Genomic DNA, 18648 nt, shown 5'->3' on the forward strand with positions numbered 1-18648 from the left:
GCGTTGCTCAGATCGGGGCGGCGATCTCTCCGTAGGCCGGAAGGCCGGCGGCGCGGACCTCGGTGCCGTCGCGGACGGCGCGGGCCGCTTCGACGGTCGCGGCGAGGGCGATCCGGAACAGCAGCGACCCGGTGCTCACCCGTCGCACGCCCAGCGCCGTCAACTCGGCGAGGGTCGGCCCGCAAGGGTCGTGCAGAACATTGACGGGAATGTCCACCGCACGGACGACCTCGGCGATGTCCGCGGGTGCGCGCAGTCCCGGGACGAAGACGCCGTCGGCACCGGCGTCCGCGTACACCCGCACCCGCCGCACCGCCTCGGCCAGGTCACCGGCCCGCTGCCAGTGGGTGTCGGTGCGCGCGTTGACGAACAGGTCGGGCACCTCCAGCTTCACCGCCCTGATCAGCCGCACCTGCGGCTCCACCGGCCCCATCGCGTCCTCGACGTTGATCCCCACGGCGCCTGCGGCGGCGACCGCGACCGCCGTGCCGACCGACCCGCGCTCGATGTCGACGCTCACGTGGCAGGGCAACCCGGTGATCCTGCGGGTGAGCCGCAACGCGTCGGCGTCGGTGGCGCCTTCCCCGTCGGGCAGCCCGTTGGCCGCGGCGACACCGAGGCTGGTGGTCCCCACCGCCGCGAAACCGGCCGCGACCAGCATCCGGGCCGACGCGACGTCCCAGGCGTTCGGAAGGATGAGCGGCGCGCCTGCGCGGTGCAGCGAACGGAAGTCAGTCACCGCACACCCCGTCACCGCACACCCCGTCACCGGCCACGGCGGCGCCGTCCACAGACCGGCGGCCCACGGCGGCGGTCTCGGACCGGTGGGCCACGGCGGTGCCGTCCGCAGGCCGGTGGGCCGCGGCGGGCGGCGGGTGTTCACCCGGCGAGGGCGGCGCGGTGAGGGCGCCCTCGGCGAGCGCGAGTGCGTGGGCGCGGCCGGGACAGCTGCGGGGTCCTGCTCCGAACGGGATGCCGTGGAGGCTGACACGCACGGTCTCTCCCGCTTCCACGCGGGTGGTGGTGAGGGCTGCCGGCCGGGTCGCCATCCGCTTCGTGGCCGGGACCGGTGGGGTGTCGCGGAGGGCGGCGGCCAGGCCGGCGGTACGGGCGCGGCCGATCAGCGCGGCGGTCGCGTCGCACGCCTGGACCAGCAGGCCGATCCGCGCGGCGGTGGTCTCGTCGGCCGGGCCGCCGCACAGGTCGAGCAGGGTCCGCACCGCCTCGTCCGCGGCGGTCTCGTCGCCGGTGCCGGGCTGGTACGCGGCGGCCACCGTGCGGACCGCGGCCAGGGTCGTCCCCGGGGATGAGCCCAGGCCCAGGGCGGTGGCGAGGAGTTGCACCGGGTGGGCGTGCGGGGATGACGCGGCCGCCTCGCGCAGCGCCGCGGGGTCCACTGTGGACAGCAGTGCCTCGCTGATGGCTCGGCGGCGGGTGTACGCGTCGCCGTGGCTGAACCGGCCCACGCACGACCGCAGCCAGGCGACGCCGTGCACGGACTCCGGCACCGACGGCTCATCGGAACGGGAGGCGCAGAGAACCCCGGCGGCGACCGGCGCCGACGGCCCGTCGGAACGGGAGCCGCTGAGAACCGCGGCGGCGGCGGGCACCGGCGGGACCACGAAACCCGGGTCGTGGAGCACGGCGAGGGCGTCGGCGGGGTCGGCGATCGTCTGCATGGGGCGACCGTACGGCCGGGACCGTTCGGTGCGCGCCGAACCGGCGGGCGCGGACAATGGGACCGTGACCGCACCGTCCTCGCTCGCGAAGCTCGCCGCGCTGCTCGCCGACGAGACCCGGGCCGCGATGTGCCTGGCGCTGCTCGACGGCCGGGCGTGGACCGCCGGCGAGCTGGCCCGGCATGCCGGGGTCGCCCGGTCCACGGCGACGGAGCACCTGCACCGGCTGACGGCCGGCGGGCTCCTGGCGCAGGAGCGGCAGGGGCGGCACCGGTACGTCCGGCTCGCCGACGCCTCCGTCGCAGCGCTGCTGGAGGACATGTCCGCGCGGCTGGCGCCGGAGTCGCCGAAACCACCGGGGCTGCGGGCGGCGACGGTGTCCGCGGCGCTCGCCCGGGGACGGACCTGCTACGACCATCTCGCCGGTCGGCTCGGGGTCGCGGTGACAGACGCGTTGACGGCCCGGGGACTGCTGGACCAGGCGGGCGGCTTCGCGCTGACCGGGGCGGGCCTCGCGTGGATGGCCGCGCAGGGTCTGCGGCTGGACGGCGGGAAGCGGCCGGTGGCCCGCGGCTGCCTCGACTGGACCGAGCGGCGCCCGCACCTCGCCGGGGTCGCCGGCGCGCGGCTGTGCGAGCGGTTCCTGGACCGTGGCTGGGTCGCGCGGATCGGCTCCGGGCGGGCGGTGCGGGTCACGCCGGAGGGCCGGGCCGCGCTGGCCGACCTCCTCGGCATCGACGGCGTCGATTAGGTTTCGCGGCTGTTGGGTACTCCTCGATCACTACCAAGGAGGCCATTGTGTTCGCTGTTGTCGCCGCGATCCTGTTCGCTGTCGCGCTGCTGCTCGACCTGTTCGGTGCCGACGCCGGGCCGGTGCTCGACGTGGGGACCCTGAGCCTTGCCGGTTTCCTGTGCGTCGCGCTGCACCTCGCCGGTGCGGGCACCTGGCACACCCGGTACGGCAGCTACCGCCGGGGCCGTCGCCGCTGAGCGGCGCCGCGCCTCCGCAGTCCTGCACGGCACGTGCACGGCCGCGTCCGACCCGAGTCCGGGGTCCGGGCGCGGCCGTCGTGCGTGAGGACGACACTGGCCGCTATGAGTGTGCGCATCGAACGGTCCGGACCGGTGTGGACGGTCGTGCTGGACCGGCCCGGGACCCGCAACGCCGTCGACCGGGACACCGCGGAGCTGCTCGCGGCGGCGTTCCAGGAGTTCGACGCCGACGACACCGCCGCCGTCGCCGTGCTGTGGGGCGCGGGCGGCACGTTCTGCTCCGGCGCTGACCTGAAGGCGATAGCGGCCGGTGACGAGCTCCGCGTCGAGGCGGACGGCGACGGCCCGCTCGGCCCGACCCGCATGCGCCTGGGCAAGCCGGTGATCGCCGCGGTCGCCGGGCACGCCGTCGCGGGCGGCCTGGAGCTGGCGATCTGGTGCGATCTGCGGGTCGTCGAGGAGACCGCGACGTTCGGCGTGTACTGCCGGCGCTGGGGCGTACCACTGATCGACGGCGGAACGGTCCGGCTGCCGCAGCTCATCGGCGTCGGCCGCGCCCTCGACCTGATCCTGACCGGCCGCCCCGTCGACGCCGCCGAGGCACACCGCATCGGCCTCGCCGACCGGGTCGTCCCACCCGGCGAGGCCAGGCGCGCGGCCGAGTCTCTGGCCGCCACCCTGGCCGCGCTGCCGCAGGAGTGCCTGCGCAACGACCGCCGCTCGGTGTACGAGTCCCTCGGCCGCCCCCTCGACGAAGCCCTGGCGATCGAACACCGGCTCGGCGTGGCGTCCCTGCGCGCGGGCGCGGCCGGCGGCGCCGCCAGGTTCGCCGGCGGGGAGGGCCGCGGCGGACGCCCGGCGGCACAGTGAGACCAGGCGCCGCTCGGCGTTCGCTCCCTGCGGGCGAAGTCCCGGGCAGGACCCGGCGGACCCACCACCGCACCTCGCAACCAGCCTCCCGACCGGCCATCCACCCCGCGGACGACGTCTCGGGCAGGACGCAGGGCAGGACGCGGGACGGAAGGCGACACGAGGACGGCTCGGTGCGGGGGCGGGACGTAGGGTGAAGCGCATGGTCGACAGGGACGCGGTCGAGTCCGCCGCCCGGCGGATCGGCGGGCACGTGCGGCGCACCCCGTCCGTCGAGGTGGCGCCAGGGCTCTGGTTCAAGCTGGAGCTGCTGCAGCACAGCGGCTCGTTCAAGGCCCGCGGGGCGTTCAACCGGATCCTCGCCGCCCGGGAACAGGGCGAGCTGCCGGCCGCGGGGGTCGTGGCCGCGTCCGGTGGCAACGCGGGGCTCGCCGTGGCGTTCGCGGCGGCGCGGCTCGGCATCCCCGCCGAGGTGTTCGTGCCGCTGGTCGCGCCGGCGGTCAAGGTCCGCAAGCTGCGGCAGCTCGGCGCCGTCGTGCACCAGCACGGCCGGGAGTACGCGGAGGCGTACGCGGCCTCGACGATCCGGGTGGCGGAGACCGGGGCGTTGTTCGTGCACGCGTACGACCAGCCGGAGATCGTCGCGGGGCAGGGCACCCTCGCCCTCGAACTGCCCGACGTGGACACCGTCCTCGTCGCCACCGGTGGTGGCGGGCTCGTCGGCGGGGTCGCCGCCGCGGTCGGCGACCGGATGCGGGTCGTCGCCGTCGAGCCGGCCGGTGCACCGACCTTGCACGCGGCGCTCGCCGCGGGTCATCCCGTGGACGTAGCCGTGGACAGCGTCGCCGCGGACTCGCTCGGCGCGCGGCTCGCCGGCACGATCGGCTTCGCCGCGGCGGTACACCACCAGGTGCAGAGCATGCTCGTGGACGACGACGCGATCGTCCGGGCCCGAAGGATGCTGTGGGCCGAGCACCGGATCGTGGTGGAGCTCGGCGCCGCCGCCGCGTTCGCCGCGCTGGAGCAGCTCGAGCGCGATGGACGGCGCACCGGGCGGGAGCGTGTGGCGGTCGTGCTGTGCGGGGCGAACACCGACCCGGCCGACCTGACCGCTGAGACAGTTCAGGATCTGTCTCAAGGCGTGTAGCCTGCCTGCATGCCGCCCGACGAGATCTTCGACGCGGCCATGCGGCGGTTCCTGGAGGGGCGCCGGGTCGACATGCGCTCGCTCGCGGTCGAGCTGGGCATGGGCCGCGCCACCCTGTACCGCCGCGCCGGCAGCCGCGACCAGCTGCTCGGCGAGGTGCTGTGGCAGCTGACCCGGCGCAGCCTCCAGCGCGCGGTGAAGGACGCGGAGGGCCGTCGCGGCGCCGACCGGATCGTCGCCGTGATCGGCAACTTCCTTGCGGGTGTCATCGAGCAGCCGAGCCTGCGGCACTTCCTCGCCGCGGAGCCGGAGGCGGCGCTGCGCATCCTCACGTCGAAGCGTGGCGTCGTCCAGCCCGGGGTCCGCGCACACCTGGAGGGCCTCCTGCAGGAGGAGATCGCGGCCGGCGCCTTCATCCCCAGGATGGACGTGCGGACCCTGGCGTTCGTCCTGGTCCGCATCGGCGAGAGCTTCCTCTACGCGGACGCGATCGCCGACGGCGAACCGGACGTCGAGCAGGCGCTGCAGGTGATCGGGCGGCTGCTGGACGACCAGCCGTGAAACGCCGGTCCTCACCGCCCGGCGGCTGGACGGCACACGGCTACCGGCCAGTACCCGTACGAACGGAAGTCTCGGCGAACGGAGGATGGCCACCTCCGATAAACCCGGACATGTCGGAAACGTCCATCGACCGCGAAACCTGGCACTTGCGCCAGGACGTATGTTCTTCGCATGGCCACGGTGCTGCTGGTTGAGGACGACCATGTCGTGCGGGGCGCCCTGCTGCGCTCCCTGACCGACCGGGGCCACACGGTGCACGCGGTCGGCACCGCGCTGGAGGCGTTACGGCGGTTCGCCGCGGAGACGCCGGACCTGGTCGTGCTCGACCTCGGCCTGCCCGACCTCGACGGCGCCGACGCCCTGCGGATGCTGCGCGGCATCGCCGACACGCCCATCATCATCGCCACCGCGCGGGACGACGAGGCGGAGATCGTCCGGCTGCTCAAGGCCGGCGCCGACGACTACATGATCAAACCGTTCACCTCCGCCCACCTCGACGCCCGGATGACCTCCGTGCTGCGCCGCACCGGACGGGCGAGCCGCGAGGAACCCACCGCCATCGAGGTGGGAGGCTTGCGTGTCGACATCGGACAACGCCAGGCGCACCTGCACGGCGATCCGCTGACGCTGACCCGCAAAGAGTTCGACCTGCTGGCGTACCTCGCCGCCCGTCCCGGACGGGTGGTCTCACGCCGCGAGCTGTTGGAGGAGGTATGGCGGCAACCCTCAGTGGGCGAGGACCAGACGATCGACGTGCATCTGTACTGGCTACGCCGGAAACTTGGCGAGAGCGCGTCGGCGCCCAGATACCTGCACACCGTGCGGGGCGTGGGCTTCAGGTTCGCGGCCCCGGACTGAGGCGGACCCTCGCCTACGTCTGCGCCGCGGTCACCACGATGGTGGCCCTGGCCTTTCTGATCCCCCTCGGGCTGGTCGTGCAGCAGCTCGCCCGCGAGCGCGCCTTCGCCGACGCCGAACGCCAGACCGCCGTGGTCGTGGCGGTCCTCACCGTGACCACCGACCCCCTGGCGATCGAGCGGGCCATCGCCAGCACCGGCGGCCCCGCGGTCAGCCGCGTGTCGGTGCACAACCTCGGCGAGGAGGGCCTGGAGATCGGCACCGGCCACGCCGCCCCGAGGGACCTCGCCCACGCCGCCGACCAGGCCGCGCCGGTCACGGCGACCGTCACCGGCGGGCTGTCCTACCTGGAGCCGGTGGACGTCGGCTCGGGCCGCACGGCGGTTGTGGAGGTCTTCATCCCCTCCGACGAGCTGTCCAACGGAGTGAGCGGCGCCTGGTGGGCGCTCAGCGCCGTCGCCCTGGGGCTCGTCATCGCCTCGGTCTGGGTCGGCGACCGCCTCGCGGCGAAGGTCACCGCGTCGGCCCGTCAGCTCGCGGGCGCCGCGGGGGCGCTCAGCGAGGGGTACCTCGACGTGCGGCTGGACCCGTCGGGGCCACGGGAGCTGGCGGAGGCGAGCTTCGCGCTCAACGTGATGGCCGACCGCATCATGGCCCTGCTCACCAACGAGCGGGAGCTGGTCGCAGACCTGTCGCACCGGCTCCGGACACCGCTGACCGCGCTCCGGCTGGACGCCGAGACGCTGGACGACGGCCAGGACGCCGAGCGGATCCGCGACGCGATCGCCGCGCTCGAGGTCGAGATCGACAAGCTGATCCGCGCGATGCGCGAGCCGATCGACGCGCACTCCCCCACCCCGGACCGCGGCGAGCGCAGCGACGGCGCCGCCGCGTCGACCGGCGATCAGGGCTGCGACGTAGCCGAGGTCGTCAGGGACCGGATGATGTTCTGGTCGGCGGTCGCCGGCGACCAGGAACGCGACTGCAAGGCGGTCGGCACCGACCGGCCCGCACCGGTGCACGTCGCGAAGAGCGAGCTGGCCGCCGCGCTGGATGCCCTGATCGGCAACGTCATCCGGTACACCCCGCAGGGGGTGCCCTTCGAGGTGGCGGTCACCCGCCGGGACGACGGCTACGTCGTGCTGCGGGTGGAGGACGGCGGGCCCGGCATCCCCGACCCGGAGCTCGCGTTGCAGCGCGGCGAGAGCGGGCAGGGCTCGACGGGGCTGGGCCTGGACATCGTGCGGCGGGTCGCGGTGGAGGGCGACGGCACCGTCAACATCGGCACGTCCGGGACCCTCGGCGGGGCCAGCGTCGTCATCGTCATGGCCGACGCCGACCCCGCGCCGAAGGAGCAGCCGCCGCAGAGCCGGTTCGGTCTGGTCGGCAGGCTCTCCCGGGAGCCGAACGAACGCCGCCGCCGCGGCAAACCCGCCCCCTGACCGGACACCCACGCCGCGGCCGGCCGTTCCTTTCCCGTGATCCGGAAGACTCTGTGTCGTCATAACGGCACAAAGTCTTCCGGATCATCGAGAACCCGGCGCGCGCGGATCTGGCAGGACGGCTGCCATTCGGTGCCGAACCAGCGCCGACCGCCATGTGTCGAATCGGCAGCGTAGGGCTGCCACAAGTCTCGGTTATGAGTGTCTTAACTGGGTCGTTCGAGCTGGAATGAGACGTCGACGGCTCGCTATGGTCACCCCGTTCCCACGTGGACGGACCGGCCCTCACCCGCCTTGCCACCCTCGAAGGCCGGCCGTCCCGCGCGCGGCGGGGACGGGTACCTCTGCCCTGTGCCCGTCCCTGCCGCGCGCCCCCTTCCCCTCCGGAGGAACCGAGCGTGTCTCGAGTAATGCACCGCGTCGCCGTGACCGTTGCGGTCGTGGTCGTCGGAGCGGGGGCGGCGATCGCCGGACCCGGCGCGATCGACGACCTGTTCAACGAGAAGGGGCCGGCGGCGATCAGCCGAGTGCCGGCCGACAACCCCGAGCTCGGCCTGGTGTACCAGGGTCTGACGCCGGCGAAGAAGGGCCAGCCGTGCGTCGGCGGGTACCAGCTCACCGAGCGCGACCAGTGCAGCCACGGACCCGACGTCCCGCCCGCGGGCCTGACCGTGCGCGGCACCATCGACCCGATCACGGCGGCCGGCCCCACCCAGGTCATCCCCGAGACGGACACGGCGGCCGCGCCGCAGGAACAGACCGTCACCGCCGACAACGGCTCGGTGTCCTCCGAGAGTGGTTTCGCGCTGGTACCGGAGGCGGCCGGCGACTCCGCCGTGGGTTACACGATCGGCGCGTCGGGCGTGGCCTGCGACGGCGACGGTGTCTCCGGCAAACGCGTCCAGGTCCTCTACGTGCGCGACGCGAGCACGGCGAGCCGCTTCAACCAGTACCAGGAGAGCTTCCGCACCTGGAGCGCCGGCGTCGACGCGATCTACAACTCCAGCGCCAAGGAGACCGGCGGCGAGCGGCACGTGCGCTTCGTGACCACTGCCGACTGCAAGGTCGACGTGCGCGAGATCGAGCTGCCGGCCGGTGGCCTGGCCACGTTCGACGCCACGATCAACGGGCTGAAGCAGCTCGGGTACAACCGGACCGACCGCAAGTACATGATCTTCGGTGAGTCCAAGGTGTACTGCGGCATCGGCACCTTCGCCGGTGACACCCAGCCGGGCACGAACAACCGCAGTAACGGTGGTCCCGGCTACGGCCGCAGCGACTCCGGCTGCTGGACGGCGAGCGTCGCCGCGCACGAGCTTGGACACAACCTCGGTGCCGTGAACAACAACGCGCCGAACTCCAGCAAGGCCGGTCACTGCCTCGATGAGTACGACATCATGTGCTACAACGACTCGGGCGGTCTCAAGACGTCGGTCAGGACCGGTTGCACCGACCGTGCCGGTGAGAACCGGATGGACTGCAACCACGACGACTACTACAACACCAACCCGAGCCCCGGCAGCTACCTCGCGAACAACTGGAACGTGGCCAACAACCAGTTCCTGATCGCGGGCCCGGGTGGCAGCACGCCGCCGCCGCCGTCGCCGACGGCGTCCCCCACGCCGACGAAGACCGCCTCGCCGACGCCCACGAAGACCGTGCCGCCGACGCCGACGAAGTCGCCCACGGTCTCCCCGACGCCGACGAAGACCGCTTCGCCGACCCCGACCAAGCCGCCGACCGGCTTGAAGGAGCTGCGAGTCAGTGACACCACCGCCAACTCGGTGCGGCTGTCCTGGGACGCGGCCGCGGCCGGCAGCCGCTACGCGGTCGTCCTCAATGGACGGTCCATCGGCCAGGTCGGCTCGGTCAACGTCCGGATCGTCGGCATGCGCCCCGACACCGACTATCAGATCGGGATTTCGCTCGCGCAGAACGGCACCCTGACCCCGTGGACGACGACCGTGAAGGTCCACACCACGGCGGCCCCGGCGCCGACGGCCGGCGCCTGGATGGTGTTCGGCAACAGCCTGACCGGCGGGGTGGCCGACGTGTTCGGCGCCCGGAGCGCGGCAGGCACGCCGATCATCGTCTACCAGCGGCACAACGGCGCGAACCAGCAGTGGAAGCTGGAGCCGGCCGCCGGCGGCAAGTACGTGGTCAAGTCGAAGGCGACGGATGCCTGCATCACCACCACGGGCGACAAGGACGTGGCGGGCGCGACTCTGGTACAAGGTGACTGTGCAAAGGCCTTGCAGTGGTCGCTGACCAAGACGGAGTTCGGTGTTTCGGTGCAGTCCGCGAGCGGGCTGGTCGTCGGAGTGGGCAACAACCAGTACTTCGGCAGCCGGCTGCTCGTCCTGCAGAAGCCGAGCGGCGCCAAGTACCAGAGCTGGCTCCCGCAGCGCGCGTGAACCAGTCAGCGTCCGCCCGCGGCCCGGTGTCCTTGTGGCACCGGGCCGCGGCCTGTGTCTCGACGGCCCTGGGACGGACTCCGGGCCTGCCCCTCGGCCTGGGACTCGTCTTCGGCCTGACCCTCGGCCTGGTGCTCGGGACCGCGTCGCCGGCCGCCGCGCACGACGGCGTCATCCTCACCCTGCACGGCGACGGCCGCGGCTCGGTGTGGGTGACCGCCGACTGGCAGGACGGCCACCCGGTCACCGAGGCCGTCGGGATCACGCTGCTGGCGACGACCGCCGACGGGCGCCGGGAGGGCCCGGCGGGCCTGCGCCGCAACGGCACTGCCCTGACCTACGCCGGCACGCTCGGCGCGGGCGACTGGACGGTCGTGGCGGAGATGGGCACGCCGGCGATCGGCCGCTGCCAAGGCGTCCTGCACGTGGGTCCCGACGCCGCGCCGCAGGACATCGTCTGTGCGCCGCCCTCGCCCGCCGCCGCCGCGCCGGCACCGCCGGCGGCGCCGCAGGCCTCCTACGCCTGGGTCTGGTATGTGTCGGGGGTCGTCCTCCTCGGCTCCGGCGCGGCCTGGCTGTTCTACCGCAGGTCGGCGACGGCGAACCGGACCGGTCGCGGGGCCAAGGGGCGGCCCTCCTCCCGAAGGACGACATCACGCCGCAAGTGACGTGCATCGCTGCCCCGGGAAATGGACTTGACCGGTACAGGAGCAATCGCTACTGTACCGGTACAGGCACTGCAACGGCAGGCCAGGTTCGAGGAGGTCCGGCCATGTTCCCGTTCGCGATGATCGTCTCCCAGAACGCGATGGCGCACGAGGTCCGCAGCGCGATGCCGCACGCGCCGGTGGTCGCGCCGGCCGCGCCGCTCATCGGCGGCCGCCCGGCCAGGACGCGGCAGTTCCGCGCGGCACTCGCCGCGAAGCTGCACGCGGCCGGCGACGCGGTCGCCCCCGCCGCCGCGTGCAGCCCGGCGAGCTGAAGCAGGATATCGTCGGCGAATCCCCGTGGAGGGGTTCGCGTGACGGCAGCCGGGAGGTGCGCATGGCGAGGGTCACCCTGCAGACGATCGCCGACCAGGTCGGCGTGAGCCGGATGACGGTCTCCAATGCGTTCTCCCGGCCGGATCAGCTCTCCCCCACGCTGCGGGACAAAATTCTCGGCGTCGCGTCGGAGCTCGGATACGTGGGGCCCGATCCCGCGGCCCGGGCCCTGGCGCGCGGCACGACCGGCGCGGTCGGGGTGCTGCTCACCGAGTCGTTGCGGTATGCGTTCAACGATGAGGTCGCCACCACGTTCCTCGGTGCGATCGCGGAGGAGCTGACCCCGACGGGGCTGGCGCTGACGCTGCTGACGGCCGCCGCCCGCGAGGACGTCGTGCCCGCCAGGGACGTCGCCATGGACGGGGCGATGGTCTACTCGTGCGACCCGTCGTCCACCGCGGTCGACTGGCTGATCCGCCGCAGGATCCCCCTGGTGTTCATCGACCAGGTCCCCGCGGACGGCATCCCGAGCGTCAACGTCGCCGACCGCCCCGGCGCCCGCGCCGCGGCCCAGCACGTCGTCGACCTCGGGCACCGCCGCGTCGCCCTCGTCACCAGCGGTGTGCGCGGCGCCCACGGCCTGCTGCCCACCGGCTCCGTCATCCCAGGCACCGCAGAGACGACCAGCACCGCAGAAACGACCAGCACCGCGGAAGCGACGAGCACCGCGGAAACGACGAGCACCGCGGAAACGACCAGCACCGCCGAAACAACAGGCACCGCGGACGACCCCGGCGCGACGACCGGCGCGGACGAGAAGGTCATCGACGGGTATGTGGCGCAGCAGCGCATCCTCGGCTGGCTCGACGCCCTGACCCCGGCCGGCATCACCCCGCCGGTCGTCAGGCTCGCGCACGGTCAGCCCGAGGACGGATACGACGGCGCCAAGCTCCTCCTCGCGCAGGACCCGCGCCCCACCGCGATCCTCTGCTTCTCCGACGCGATCGCCCAGGGGGTCGTCCAGGCCGCGCACGACCTGGGGCTGCGGGTGCCCGAGGACCTGTCGGTGGTCGGCTTCGACGACAGCCCCCTCGCCGCGCGGATGCGCCCGGCGCTGACGACCGTCCGCCAGGACGTCCTCGCGAAGGGCCGGGCCGCCGCCGCGGCGCTGACCAGGGCGATCGCCGAGGCCCGCGCCGGCACCGTCCCCACCGCCGAGCAGATCCTCGTCCCCGCCGACCTCATCGTCCGCGAGAGCACCGCCCCACCGACCTGACCCGCGGACCGAAAGCCCCGGACAGCACCGCCCCACCGGCCCGACCCGCGGACCGAAAGCCCCGGACAGCACCGCCCCACCGGCCCGACCCGCGGACCGAAAGCCCCGGACAGCACCGCCCCACCGGCCCAACCCGCGGACCGAAAGCCCCGGACAGCGCCGCTCCGGCAAGGGTCCCCGCCACCGGCGAGCGGCGCGGGGACCCGGGCACGACCGGAAACCTCAATGCACGAGGACAGGCACCTGCGACTGGTCGGAGGTGCTGGCGACATCGGCCGGCGTGCGGCGGATGAAGAGGATCACCAGGAGCGCCGCGACGCCCAGCAGGACGGCGCTGGCGGTGAAGGCGACGTTGTACCCGTGGATCGCCGCCTCCGCCTGGCCGAGCGGCGACGCCGCGTGCGTGGTGAGGTAGCCGGTCACGGCCGTGGTGAAGATGGTGTTGAGCAGGGCCGTGCCGAGCGAACCGCCGACCTGCTGGGTGGTGTTGACCAGCGCGCTCGCGACGCCCGCGTCGTGGTTGGCGACGCCGGTGAGGGCGACGCTGCTCAGCGGCACGAAGACGAGGCCCATGCCGACGCTCATCGCGATGAACGCGGGCAGGATGTCCACGACGTAGTCGGACTGCAGGTCGAGGCGGGTCAGCCAGATCATCGCCGCGGTGCCGAGGACGCCGCCGATCGACATGATGACCCGGGGTCCGACGCGGGGCAGGAAGCGGGCCGCGAGGGTGGCCGCGACGATGATGCCCGCGGAGAACGGCAGGTAGGCGACGCCGCTCTTGAGGGCCGAGTAGCCCATCGTCTGCTGCAGGTAGAAGGTCATGAACAGGAACATGCCGAGCATGCCCGCGCCGACCAGGATCGAGACGATGAACGAGGTGCCGCGGTTGCGGTCCCACAGGACGCGCAGCGGCAGCAGCGGGTGCTTGGCCCGGGACTCCCACACGATGAACGCGGCGAGGAGCACGCCGGCGGCGGCGAGCCAGCCGATGGTGACGCCGCTGCTCCAGCCGTCGGTCGCGGCCTTCGTGAAGCCGTACACCAGCGCGACCTGACCGACGGTGGCCAGGACGGCACCGGGGATGTCGTAGCGGGTGTCGCCGCTGGCCTTGCTCTCCCGCACGACGGGCAGCGCGGCGACGAAGGCGATGATCGCGATGGGGATGTTGACCAGGAGGGTCCAGCGCCAGTTGGCGTACTGGGTGAGCAGGCCGCCCGAGATGAGCCCGATCGCCGCGCCACCGCCGGAGATCGCGCCGAAGACGCCGAACGCCTTGGCGCGCTCCTTCGCCTCGGTGAAGGTGACCGTGATCAGGGACAGGGCGGCCGGCGCGAGGAGCGCGCCGAAGGCACCCTGCAGGCCACGGGCGGCGTAGAGCGTCTCGGCGTTGACCGCGGCACCGCCGAGGGCGGACGCGCCGGCGAAGCCGAGGAGGCCGACGAGGAACGTGCGGCGGCGCCCGAAGAAGTCGGCGATCCGGCCGCCGAGCAGCAGCAGGCCGCCGAAGGCCAGGGTGTACGCGGTGACGATCCACTGCCGGTCGGCGGTGGAGATGTGCAGGGCCTCCTGCGCCGAGGGCAGGGCGATGTTCACTACGGTGGCGTCGAGCACCACCATGAGCTGGGCGACGGCGATGACCGAGAGCGCGAGCCAGCGTTTGGGGTCGACGGTCGCCGTTTCCCCCGATTGGACTGCCATGTGCGGATGCCTCCCAAGGCATGGTTGATCGCGGCCGCACCAAAGGTGGGCCTTCGACAAAAGAACGAAGAACGGAGAAGTCAGGCAGGCTGGCGCAGGACGGGCAGCAGCACCCGGTCGACGACCCGCGTCGCGAACGCGGTGTCGAGCGGCCCCTCGTGCCACATGGTCCGGTTGAGCACCATGGCGTGCAGGATCTCCTGCAGCAGCTCGGCGCTGGTGCCGGCGGGCAGTTCGCCGCGGTCGACCGCGCGGCGCACGATGGTGTCGTACGCGGAGCGCTTCGCCTCGTACACACAGCGGTGGAACGTCTCGGCCAGCTCCGGGTTGCGGGTGGCCGCGGTCAGCAGACCGGTCATGACGTCGCCGTCGGGACTGTTCGCCATTTCGCAGGCCGCGGTGAGCAGCGCCATCAGGTCGCCGCGCAGCGTGCCGGTGTCCTGCGGCTCATACGGGCCGCCGAACCGGTGCTCGAAGGCGTCCATCACCAGGTCGGGCTTGTTCGGCCAGCCCCGGTAGATGGTGGCCTTGCTGGCGCGGGCCCGCGCCGCCACGGCGTCCATCGACATACGGTCGTATCCGACCTCGCCGAGCAACTCGAAGACCGCTTCGCAGATCGCTTCGCGGCGGCCGGGCTTCGGCGTGGGAGACATGACCACTTCCTAGATCGTGAAGGCCGGATTCCGCAAGTCCTGGATCGCAGGTGTACGGAACCGTTTCGTATCGAAACCCTACTCCCGGCCGCCGAGAGTACGAAACGGTTCCGTACACCTCACCCTCGTGAACGACGTCACAGCCGGACCGGGAATGGAAGGTGACGCGCCCGGCCGGTACTTGTACCGTCAGGTCCATGACAGAGTTGTCGACCGAACGCCGCATGTGGAGCCTGTTCGAGCCGGTCCATGCGATCACCTACTTCGCCGACGACGCCCTCGGCGCGTTCGAGGAGGCGGGCCTGCGCGGGTTCTGGCGCGGGTACTTCGCCGGCCGCAGCGCCCCGCTCGGCGCGGTGCCGGCGGGTCCGGTGCTCGCGGCGTTCTACGGCTTCGCGCCGCGGATGGTGACCCGCGCGCTGCCGGACGTGTGGACCCGGATCACCCCCGCGGCGGCGCTCGACGCACGGCTGGACGGCGCCCGGCGGGTCCTGCGCAAGGTGGAGGGCGACCTGACCGAAGCCGCAAGCCTGTTGCGGGCCGCGGCGGAGGCGGTTGACCTGCACGGCCGGGTGCTGGGCGCGGCGAACGCGACGCTGCCCTTGCCGCAGGACACGGCGGAGGACCCGGCGGCGGTGCTGTGGCAGGCGGCGACCACGCTGCGCGAGCACCGCGGCGACGGCCACGTGGCGGCACTGCTCGTCGAGGGGCTCGACGGGGCGGAGAGCAACGTGTGGCGGGTGGCGCTGCTCGACGGTGCCGGCCGGGAGTTCTACCAGCCGGCCAGGGGCTGGACCGACGAGGAGTGGGCCGCGGCGATCGACCGGCTCCGCGGCCGGGACTGGTTGGACGCGGAAGGCCGTGCGACCGGCCGGGCACGGGAGGCGTACACCCGCGTCGAACGGACGACCGACGCACTCGCCGCGACGCCGTGGCGGGTCCTCGGGACCACGGCCACGGCGCGCTGTGCGGAGCTGCTGCACCCGATCGCGGCCCAGACGTCGCGGATGCTGCGCCATCCGAACCCGATCGGGCTGCAGCCCATCAGCTGAGCTCCGGGTGCCGCTTCAGGTAGGCGGCGATGAAGGGACACTGGGGCACGATCTTCAGGTCCCGTTGCTTCGCTTGTGCCAGGGCCCCCGCGGCGAGCTTGCTGCCCAGGCCCTGGCCCTCGAAGGCCTTGTCGACCTCGGTGTGGGTGAAGACGATCTCACCCGGCTGCAGCCGGTAGTAGGCCGCACCCGCGTGCGCACCGTCGACCCGCAGCTCGAACCGGTGCTGCGACGGGTCGTCGACGACGTCGATGTCCACTCAGGACGCCTCTCCCCGAACGTCGGCGTGCGCCGCGGGGATGCTGCCGAGCCGGCCGGCCTGGTAGTCCTCGAACGCCTGCACGACCTCGGCCTTGGTGTTCATGACGAACGGACCATACGCCACGACCGGCTCCCGGATGGGCTTTCCGCCGAGGAACAGCACGTCCATCGTGGGGTGCCGCGGGTCCTGCCGGGCGTCGGCGGTGACGGTGATGCTGTCGCCCTCGCCGAAGACCGCGAGCTGGCCCAGCTCGACCGGCCGGCCCTTGGTGCCCGCGGTGCCCTTCCCCGCCAGGGTGTACGCGAGGGCGTTGAAGTCCTTGCGCCACGGCAGGGTGAGCGACGCCCCGGGTGAGATCGTCGCGTGGATCATGGTGATCGGCGTGTAGGTGTTGCCGGGGCCGGCGTGGCCGTCGAGCTCACCGGCGATGATCCGCAGCAGCGAGCCGCCGTCGGGCGAGCTGAGCAGCGCGACCTGGCCGCCGCGGATGTCCTGGTAGCGCGGTGCGGCGAACTTGTCGGCCCTCGGCAGGTTGACCCACAGCTGGAAGCCGTGGAAGAGCCCGCCGCTGACGACGAGGTGCTCGGGCGGGGTCTCGATGTGCAGCAGGCCGGAGCCGGCGGTCATCCACTGGGTGTCGCCGTCACGGATGACGCCGCCACCACCGTTGGAATCACTGTGCACGAACTCGCCGTCGATGATGTACGTGACGGTCTCGAACCCCCGGTGCGGGTGCCACGGGGTGCCCTTCGGCTCGCCTGCTTGATACAGCACCTCACCCATCTGGTCCATGTGGATGAATGGGTCCAGCTTCCGCAGGTCAACCCCGGCGAAGGCACGACGCACGGGGAATCCTTCACCCTCGAAGCCCTGCGGCGCGGTGGTAACCGAGATCACCGGACGAGGCGCCGTCGTGATCGGGTCAGGCGTGGATACGCGCGGAAGCGCGATGACGTTTTCGACGGTGACGGCGGGCATGTGATGCCTCCAAGGTTGAGCTGTTGTCGCCTGCGTCAACGGTACTTGCTAGATAAGTATTCCGCAAGTCAACTACATGCCGCCGGCGGTCCTGCTCCTCACCAGCGCTGGCGTTGCGGAGCCAGCGGGCATCTCCCGCGGCGCGACGGACGGACGTGCCCGGCGAGGCGGTCTCGTGAACACCGGCCCCACATCGGGCGAGCCCGGGAACGGGCAAGACCAGCGTCAGGGGTGCGTTGCGAGCTCATGCGTCGTGGCGACGGGGCGCACCCATTCGATGGTCGTGCGGGCCTCGACAGGCGTCGCGCGGCCGCGCGTGGGCGACTTCACGATCGTGATACGCCGGACGAAAAGCGTCACGAGGGCGCGCCGCTCGGACATCGTCGCGCCGACCCACCATGAGTCAGGACCGACCGGATCCTCGCCGGGCTCCCCGAGCCATTGCCGGATCGGCAGGGCCGGAGTTGCGACGGCGTCCAGTTCCGTGAGCCGGGCAGCCAGCTTGTCGACTCGGTGGGAGAGGTCCACTTCGGCGTCCAGAAAACGCCGCTGACCTGCCTGACCCGAATAGCCGCCCTTTGCGCGGTCGTCGTAGAGCCGGTCGAGCGTACGTCGTGCGTCGTCGAGTTCGACCGCGATGGCGCCACGCCGGCCGGCCGCGGCGGGGTCAGCGACGGCAAATGCAAAAAGGCGGGTCGCCTCGGAAATGACACCAAGGGTCTCGGGGTCGTTTGCGGCCGTGGCCATGAGGGCGAAGATTCGTCGGGCCACGTAGTCGTTGAGAGCGCCTTGCGAGACCGTGCAATCGCCCTGGTGCGCCCCGGGACGGTTTACGCCGCGGGCGCGGCTGCATCGATACGCCGAGCGGAAACCTCGCTGGGTGTGGCGGTGTGACTTCATCGGCGATCCGCACTCGCAGTACAGGAGGCCCAGGGCAGACAGCAGCGCGAACCTGGGCGGGCCCAGGGGCGCGGCCTGGGCCGGGCGGCCGGAGAGGTAGGACTGGAGTTCGAACCAGGTTTCGGGGTCGATGATGGACGGATACGCCTCGACAGGGGCACCGTCGTCGTCGCAGACAATTCGATAGCCTGCAACGCTCGCGCTCTTGCGACCGTCGGGGCGCGGCCGGTCGCAGTAGACGACCTCGGCTGCGAAGCCTGCGATACGCGGATCACTCAGGATGCGCGTCAGCGTTCGAGGCCCCCAGGCGCTGTTGGCCGTCATCTTGCCTATGGTCGCTCCGCGCGTCGGCACGCCACATTCGTTCAGTTCGGCCGCGACTCCGGTCATAGTGGCAGGTGCGGCGACGTCGAGGATGCGGGCGACTACACGACGAATCACCCCGGCCTCATCGTCGCGGCGAACGAGCGTCTGCACGACGATCGGGCGGCCTTCGGCATTCTTGCGCGACTCGGGGACGAGAGCAAACCCATAGGGCGGCTTGCCAGACAGGTAGCCGCCGAGTTCGCGTGCGGCAGCCTTCGCCGAGCGAACCGCGATGCTCTTGTTCCTCGACTCGTTGTAAGAGGCGTCAAGGCGCATGATCAGGTGGATCAGGTCCATGACATTGCCGCGCCGAAATTCGCCCTCAGTGATCGAGATGATCGTCACGCCACGGTTGAGCAGGTCGGTGACGACCGGAATCATGTCCAGTGGGTCGGCTCGCGAGAGTCGGCTGATGCAGTGAGGTGATCTCACCAAGTTCGATCGCACGTAGCGGCGCGACACGGACTTTGCACACATAGCGGACGGTGCTGGAGATGGACGTGGAGCCATCGG

General features: G+C 72.3%; 19 protein-coding genes. 12 read left to right on the forward strand and 7 right to left on the reverse strand.

The window, feature by feature from the left end:
* Nucleotides 1-7 precede the first annotated feature (7 nt).
* Nucleotides 8-739, reverse strand: a complete 732-nt coding sequence (locus ABZS58_RS36135; RefSeq protein WP_354787765.1) for an isocitrate lyase/phosphoenolpyruvate mutase family protein — start codon at nt 737-739, stop codon at nt 8-10.
* Complete coding sequence (locus ABZS58_RS36140; RefSeq protein WP_354787766.1) at nt 732-1679, reverse strand: hypothetical protein; 948 nt, start codon at nt 1677-1679, stop codon at nt 732-734. Before ABZS58_RS36140 ends, ABZS58_RS36135 begins: the two co-directional genes overlap by 8 nt.
* A 64-nt stretch (nt 1680-1743) precedes the next feature.
* Between ABZS58_RS36140 and ABZS58_RS36145 the strand changes: the two genes are divergently transcribed.
* The 11 genes from ABZS58_RS36145 to ABZS58_RS36195 all read left to right on the forward strand — a co-directional run bounded on the left by ABZS58_RS36145 (nt 1744) and on the right by ABZS58_RS36195 (nt 12223).
* Nucleotides 1744-2430, forward strand: a complete 687-nt coding sequence (locus ABZS58_RS36145; RefSeq protein WP_354787767.1) for a winged helix-turn-helix domain-containing protein — start codon at nt 1744-1746, stop codon at nt 2428-2430.
* 47 nt (nt 2431-2477) lie between these two features.
* The gene (locus ABZS58_RS36150) at nt 2478-2669 is read left to right on the forward strand and encodes a hypothetical protein (protein WP_354787768.1); all 192 of its coding nucleotides are present in this window, start codon (nt 2478-2480) and stop codon (nt 2667-2669) included.
* A gap of 105 nt (nt 2670-2774) precedes the next feature.
* Nucleotides 2775-3542 carry a crotonase/enoyl-CoA hydratase family protein gene (locus tag ABZS58_RS36155; RefSeq protein WP_354787769.1) on the forward strand — a complete coding sequence of 256 codons (768 nt, stop codon included), beginning with the start codon at nt 2775-2777 and terminating at the stop codon, nt 3540-3542.
* A gap of 202 nt (nt 3543-3744) precedes the next feature.
* On the forward strand, nt 3745-4689 hold the full coding sequence (locus ABZS58_RS36160; RefSeq protein WP_354787770.1) for a serine/threonine dehydratase: 945 nt from the start codon (nt 3745-3747) through the stop codon (nt 4687-4689).
* Between the two features lie 9 nt (nt 4690-4698).
* A complete protein-coding gene (locus ABZS58_RS36165) occupies nt 4699-5250 on the forward strand; it encodes a QsdR family transcriptional regulator (protein WP_354787771.1) in 552 nt (183 codons plus the stop codon).
* Nucleotides 5251-5421: 171 nt separating this feature from the next.
* Nucleotides 5422-6108 (forward strand): response regulator transcription factor, encoded by a 687-nt coding sequence (locus ABZS58_RS36170; RefSeq protein ID WP_354787773.1) that lies wholly within the window; start codon nt 5422-5424, stop codon nt 6106-6108.
* A 38-nt stretch (nt 6109-6146) separates the two neighbouring features.
* Nucleotides 6147-7550, forward strand: a complete 1404-nt coding sequence (locus ABZS58_RS36175) for a HAMP domain-containing sensor histidine kinase (RefSeq protein ID WP_354787774.1) — start codon at nt 6147-6149, stop codon at nt 7548-7550.
* 425 nt (nt 7551-7975) lie between these two features.
* A complete protein-coding gene (locus tag ABZS58_RS36180; protein WP_354787775.1) occupies nt 7976-9964 on the forward strand; it encodes an RICIN domain-containing protein in 1989 nt (662 codons plus the stop codon).
* Nucleotides 9961-10632: a hypothetical protein gene (locus tag ABZS58_RS36185; RefSeq protein WP_354787776.1), complete on the forward strand. Its 672-nt coding sequence runs from the start codon at nt 9961-9963 to the stop codon at nt 10630-10632. Before ABZS58_RS36180 ends, ABZS58_RS36185 begins: the two co-directional genes overlap by 4 nt.
* Nucleotides 10633-10736: 104 nt before the next feature.
* A complete protein-coding gene (locus ABZS58_RS36190) occupies nt 10737-10946 on the forward strand; it encodes a hypothetical protein (RefSeq protein ID WP_354787777.1) in 210 nt (69 codons plus the stop codon).
* Between the two features lie 62 nt (nt 10947-11008).
* Nucleotides 11009-12223 (forward strand): LacI family DNA-binding transcriptional regulator, encoded by a 1215-nt coding sequence (locus ABZS58_RS36195; RefSeq protein ID WP_354787779.1) that lies wholly within the window; start codon nt 11009-11011, stop codon nt 12221-12223.
* Nucleotides 12224-12445: 222 nt separating this feature from the next.
* On the opposite strand, the gene ABZS58_RS36200 is transcribed toward ABZS58_RS36195, so the two are convergent.
* Both ABZS58_RS36200 and ABZS58_RS36205 read right to left on the reverse strand, forming a co-directional pair.
* Complete coding sequence (locus ABZS58_RS36200) at nt 12446-13924, reverse strand: MFS transporter (RefSeq protein ID WP_354787781.1); 1479 nt, start codon at nt 13922-13924, stop codon at nt 12446-12448.
* 80 nt (nt 13925-14004) lie between these two features.
* Complete coding sequence (locus ABZS58_RS36205) at nt 14005-14577, reverse strand: TetR/AcrR family transcriptional regulator (protein WP_354787782.1); 573 nt, start codon at nt 14575-14577, stop codon at nt 14005-14007.
* Between the two features lie 197 nt (nt 14578-14774).
* On the opposite strand from ABZS58_RS36205, the gene ABZS58_RS36210 reads away from it, so the two are divergent.
* A complete protein-coding gene (locus ABZS58_RS36210) occupies nt 14775-15629 on the forward strand; it encodes a hypothetical protein (RefSeq protein ID WP_354787783.1) in 855 nt (284 codons plus the stop codon).
* Here ABZS58_RS36210 and ABZS58_RS36215 read toward each other — a convergent pair.
* The 3 genes from ABZS58_RS36215 to ABZS58_RS36225 form a co-directional block, all read right to left on the reverse strand.
* Complete coding sequence (locus ABZS58_RS36215) at nt 15622-15888, reverse strand: GNAT family N-acetyltransferase (protein WP_354787785.1); 267 nt, start codon at nt 15886-15888, stop codon at nt 15622-15624. The genes ABZS58_RS36210 and ABZS58_RS36215 overlap by 8 nt on opposite strands.
* Nucleotides 15889-16869 (reverse strand): pirin family protein, encoded by a 981-nt coding sequence (locus ABZS58_RS36220; protein WP_354787786.1) that lies wholly within the window; start codon nt 16867-16869, stop codon nt 15889-15891.
* 225 nt (nt 16870-17094) lie between these two features.
* Entirely contained in the window at nt 17095-18516 is a 1422-nt protein-coding gene (locus ABZS58_RS36225; protein ID WP_354787787.1) for a recombinase family protein, read from the reverse strand.
* Nucleotides 18517-18648 lie beyond the last annotated feature (132 nt).

This window comes from Dactylosporangium sp. NPDC005555 (assembly GCF_040605635.1).
In the GTDB taxonomy this organism is placed as follows: Bacteria; Actinomycetota; Actinomycetes; order Mycobacteriales; family Micromonosporaceae; genus Dactylosporangium.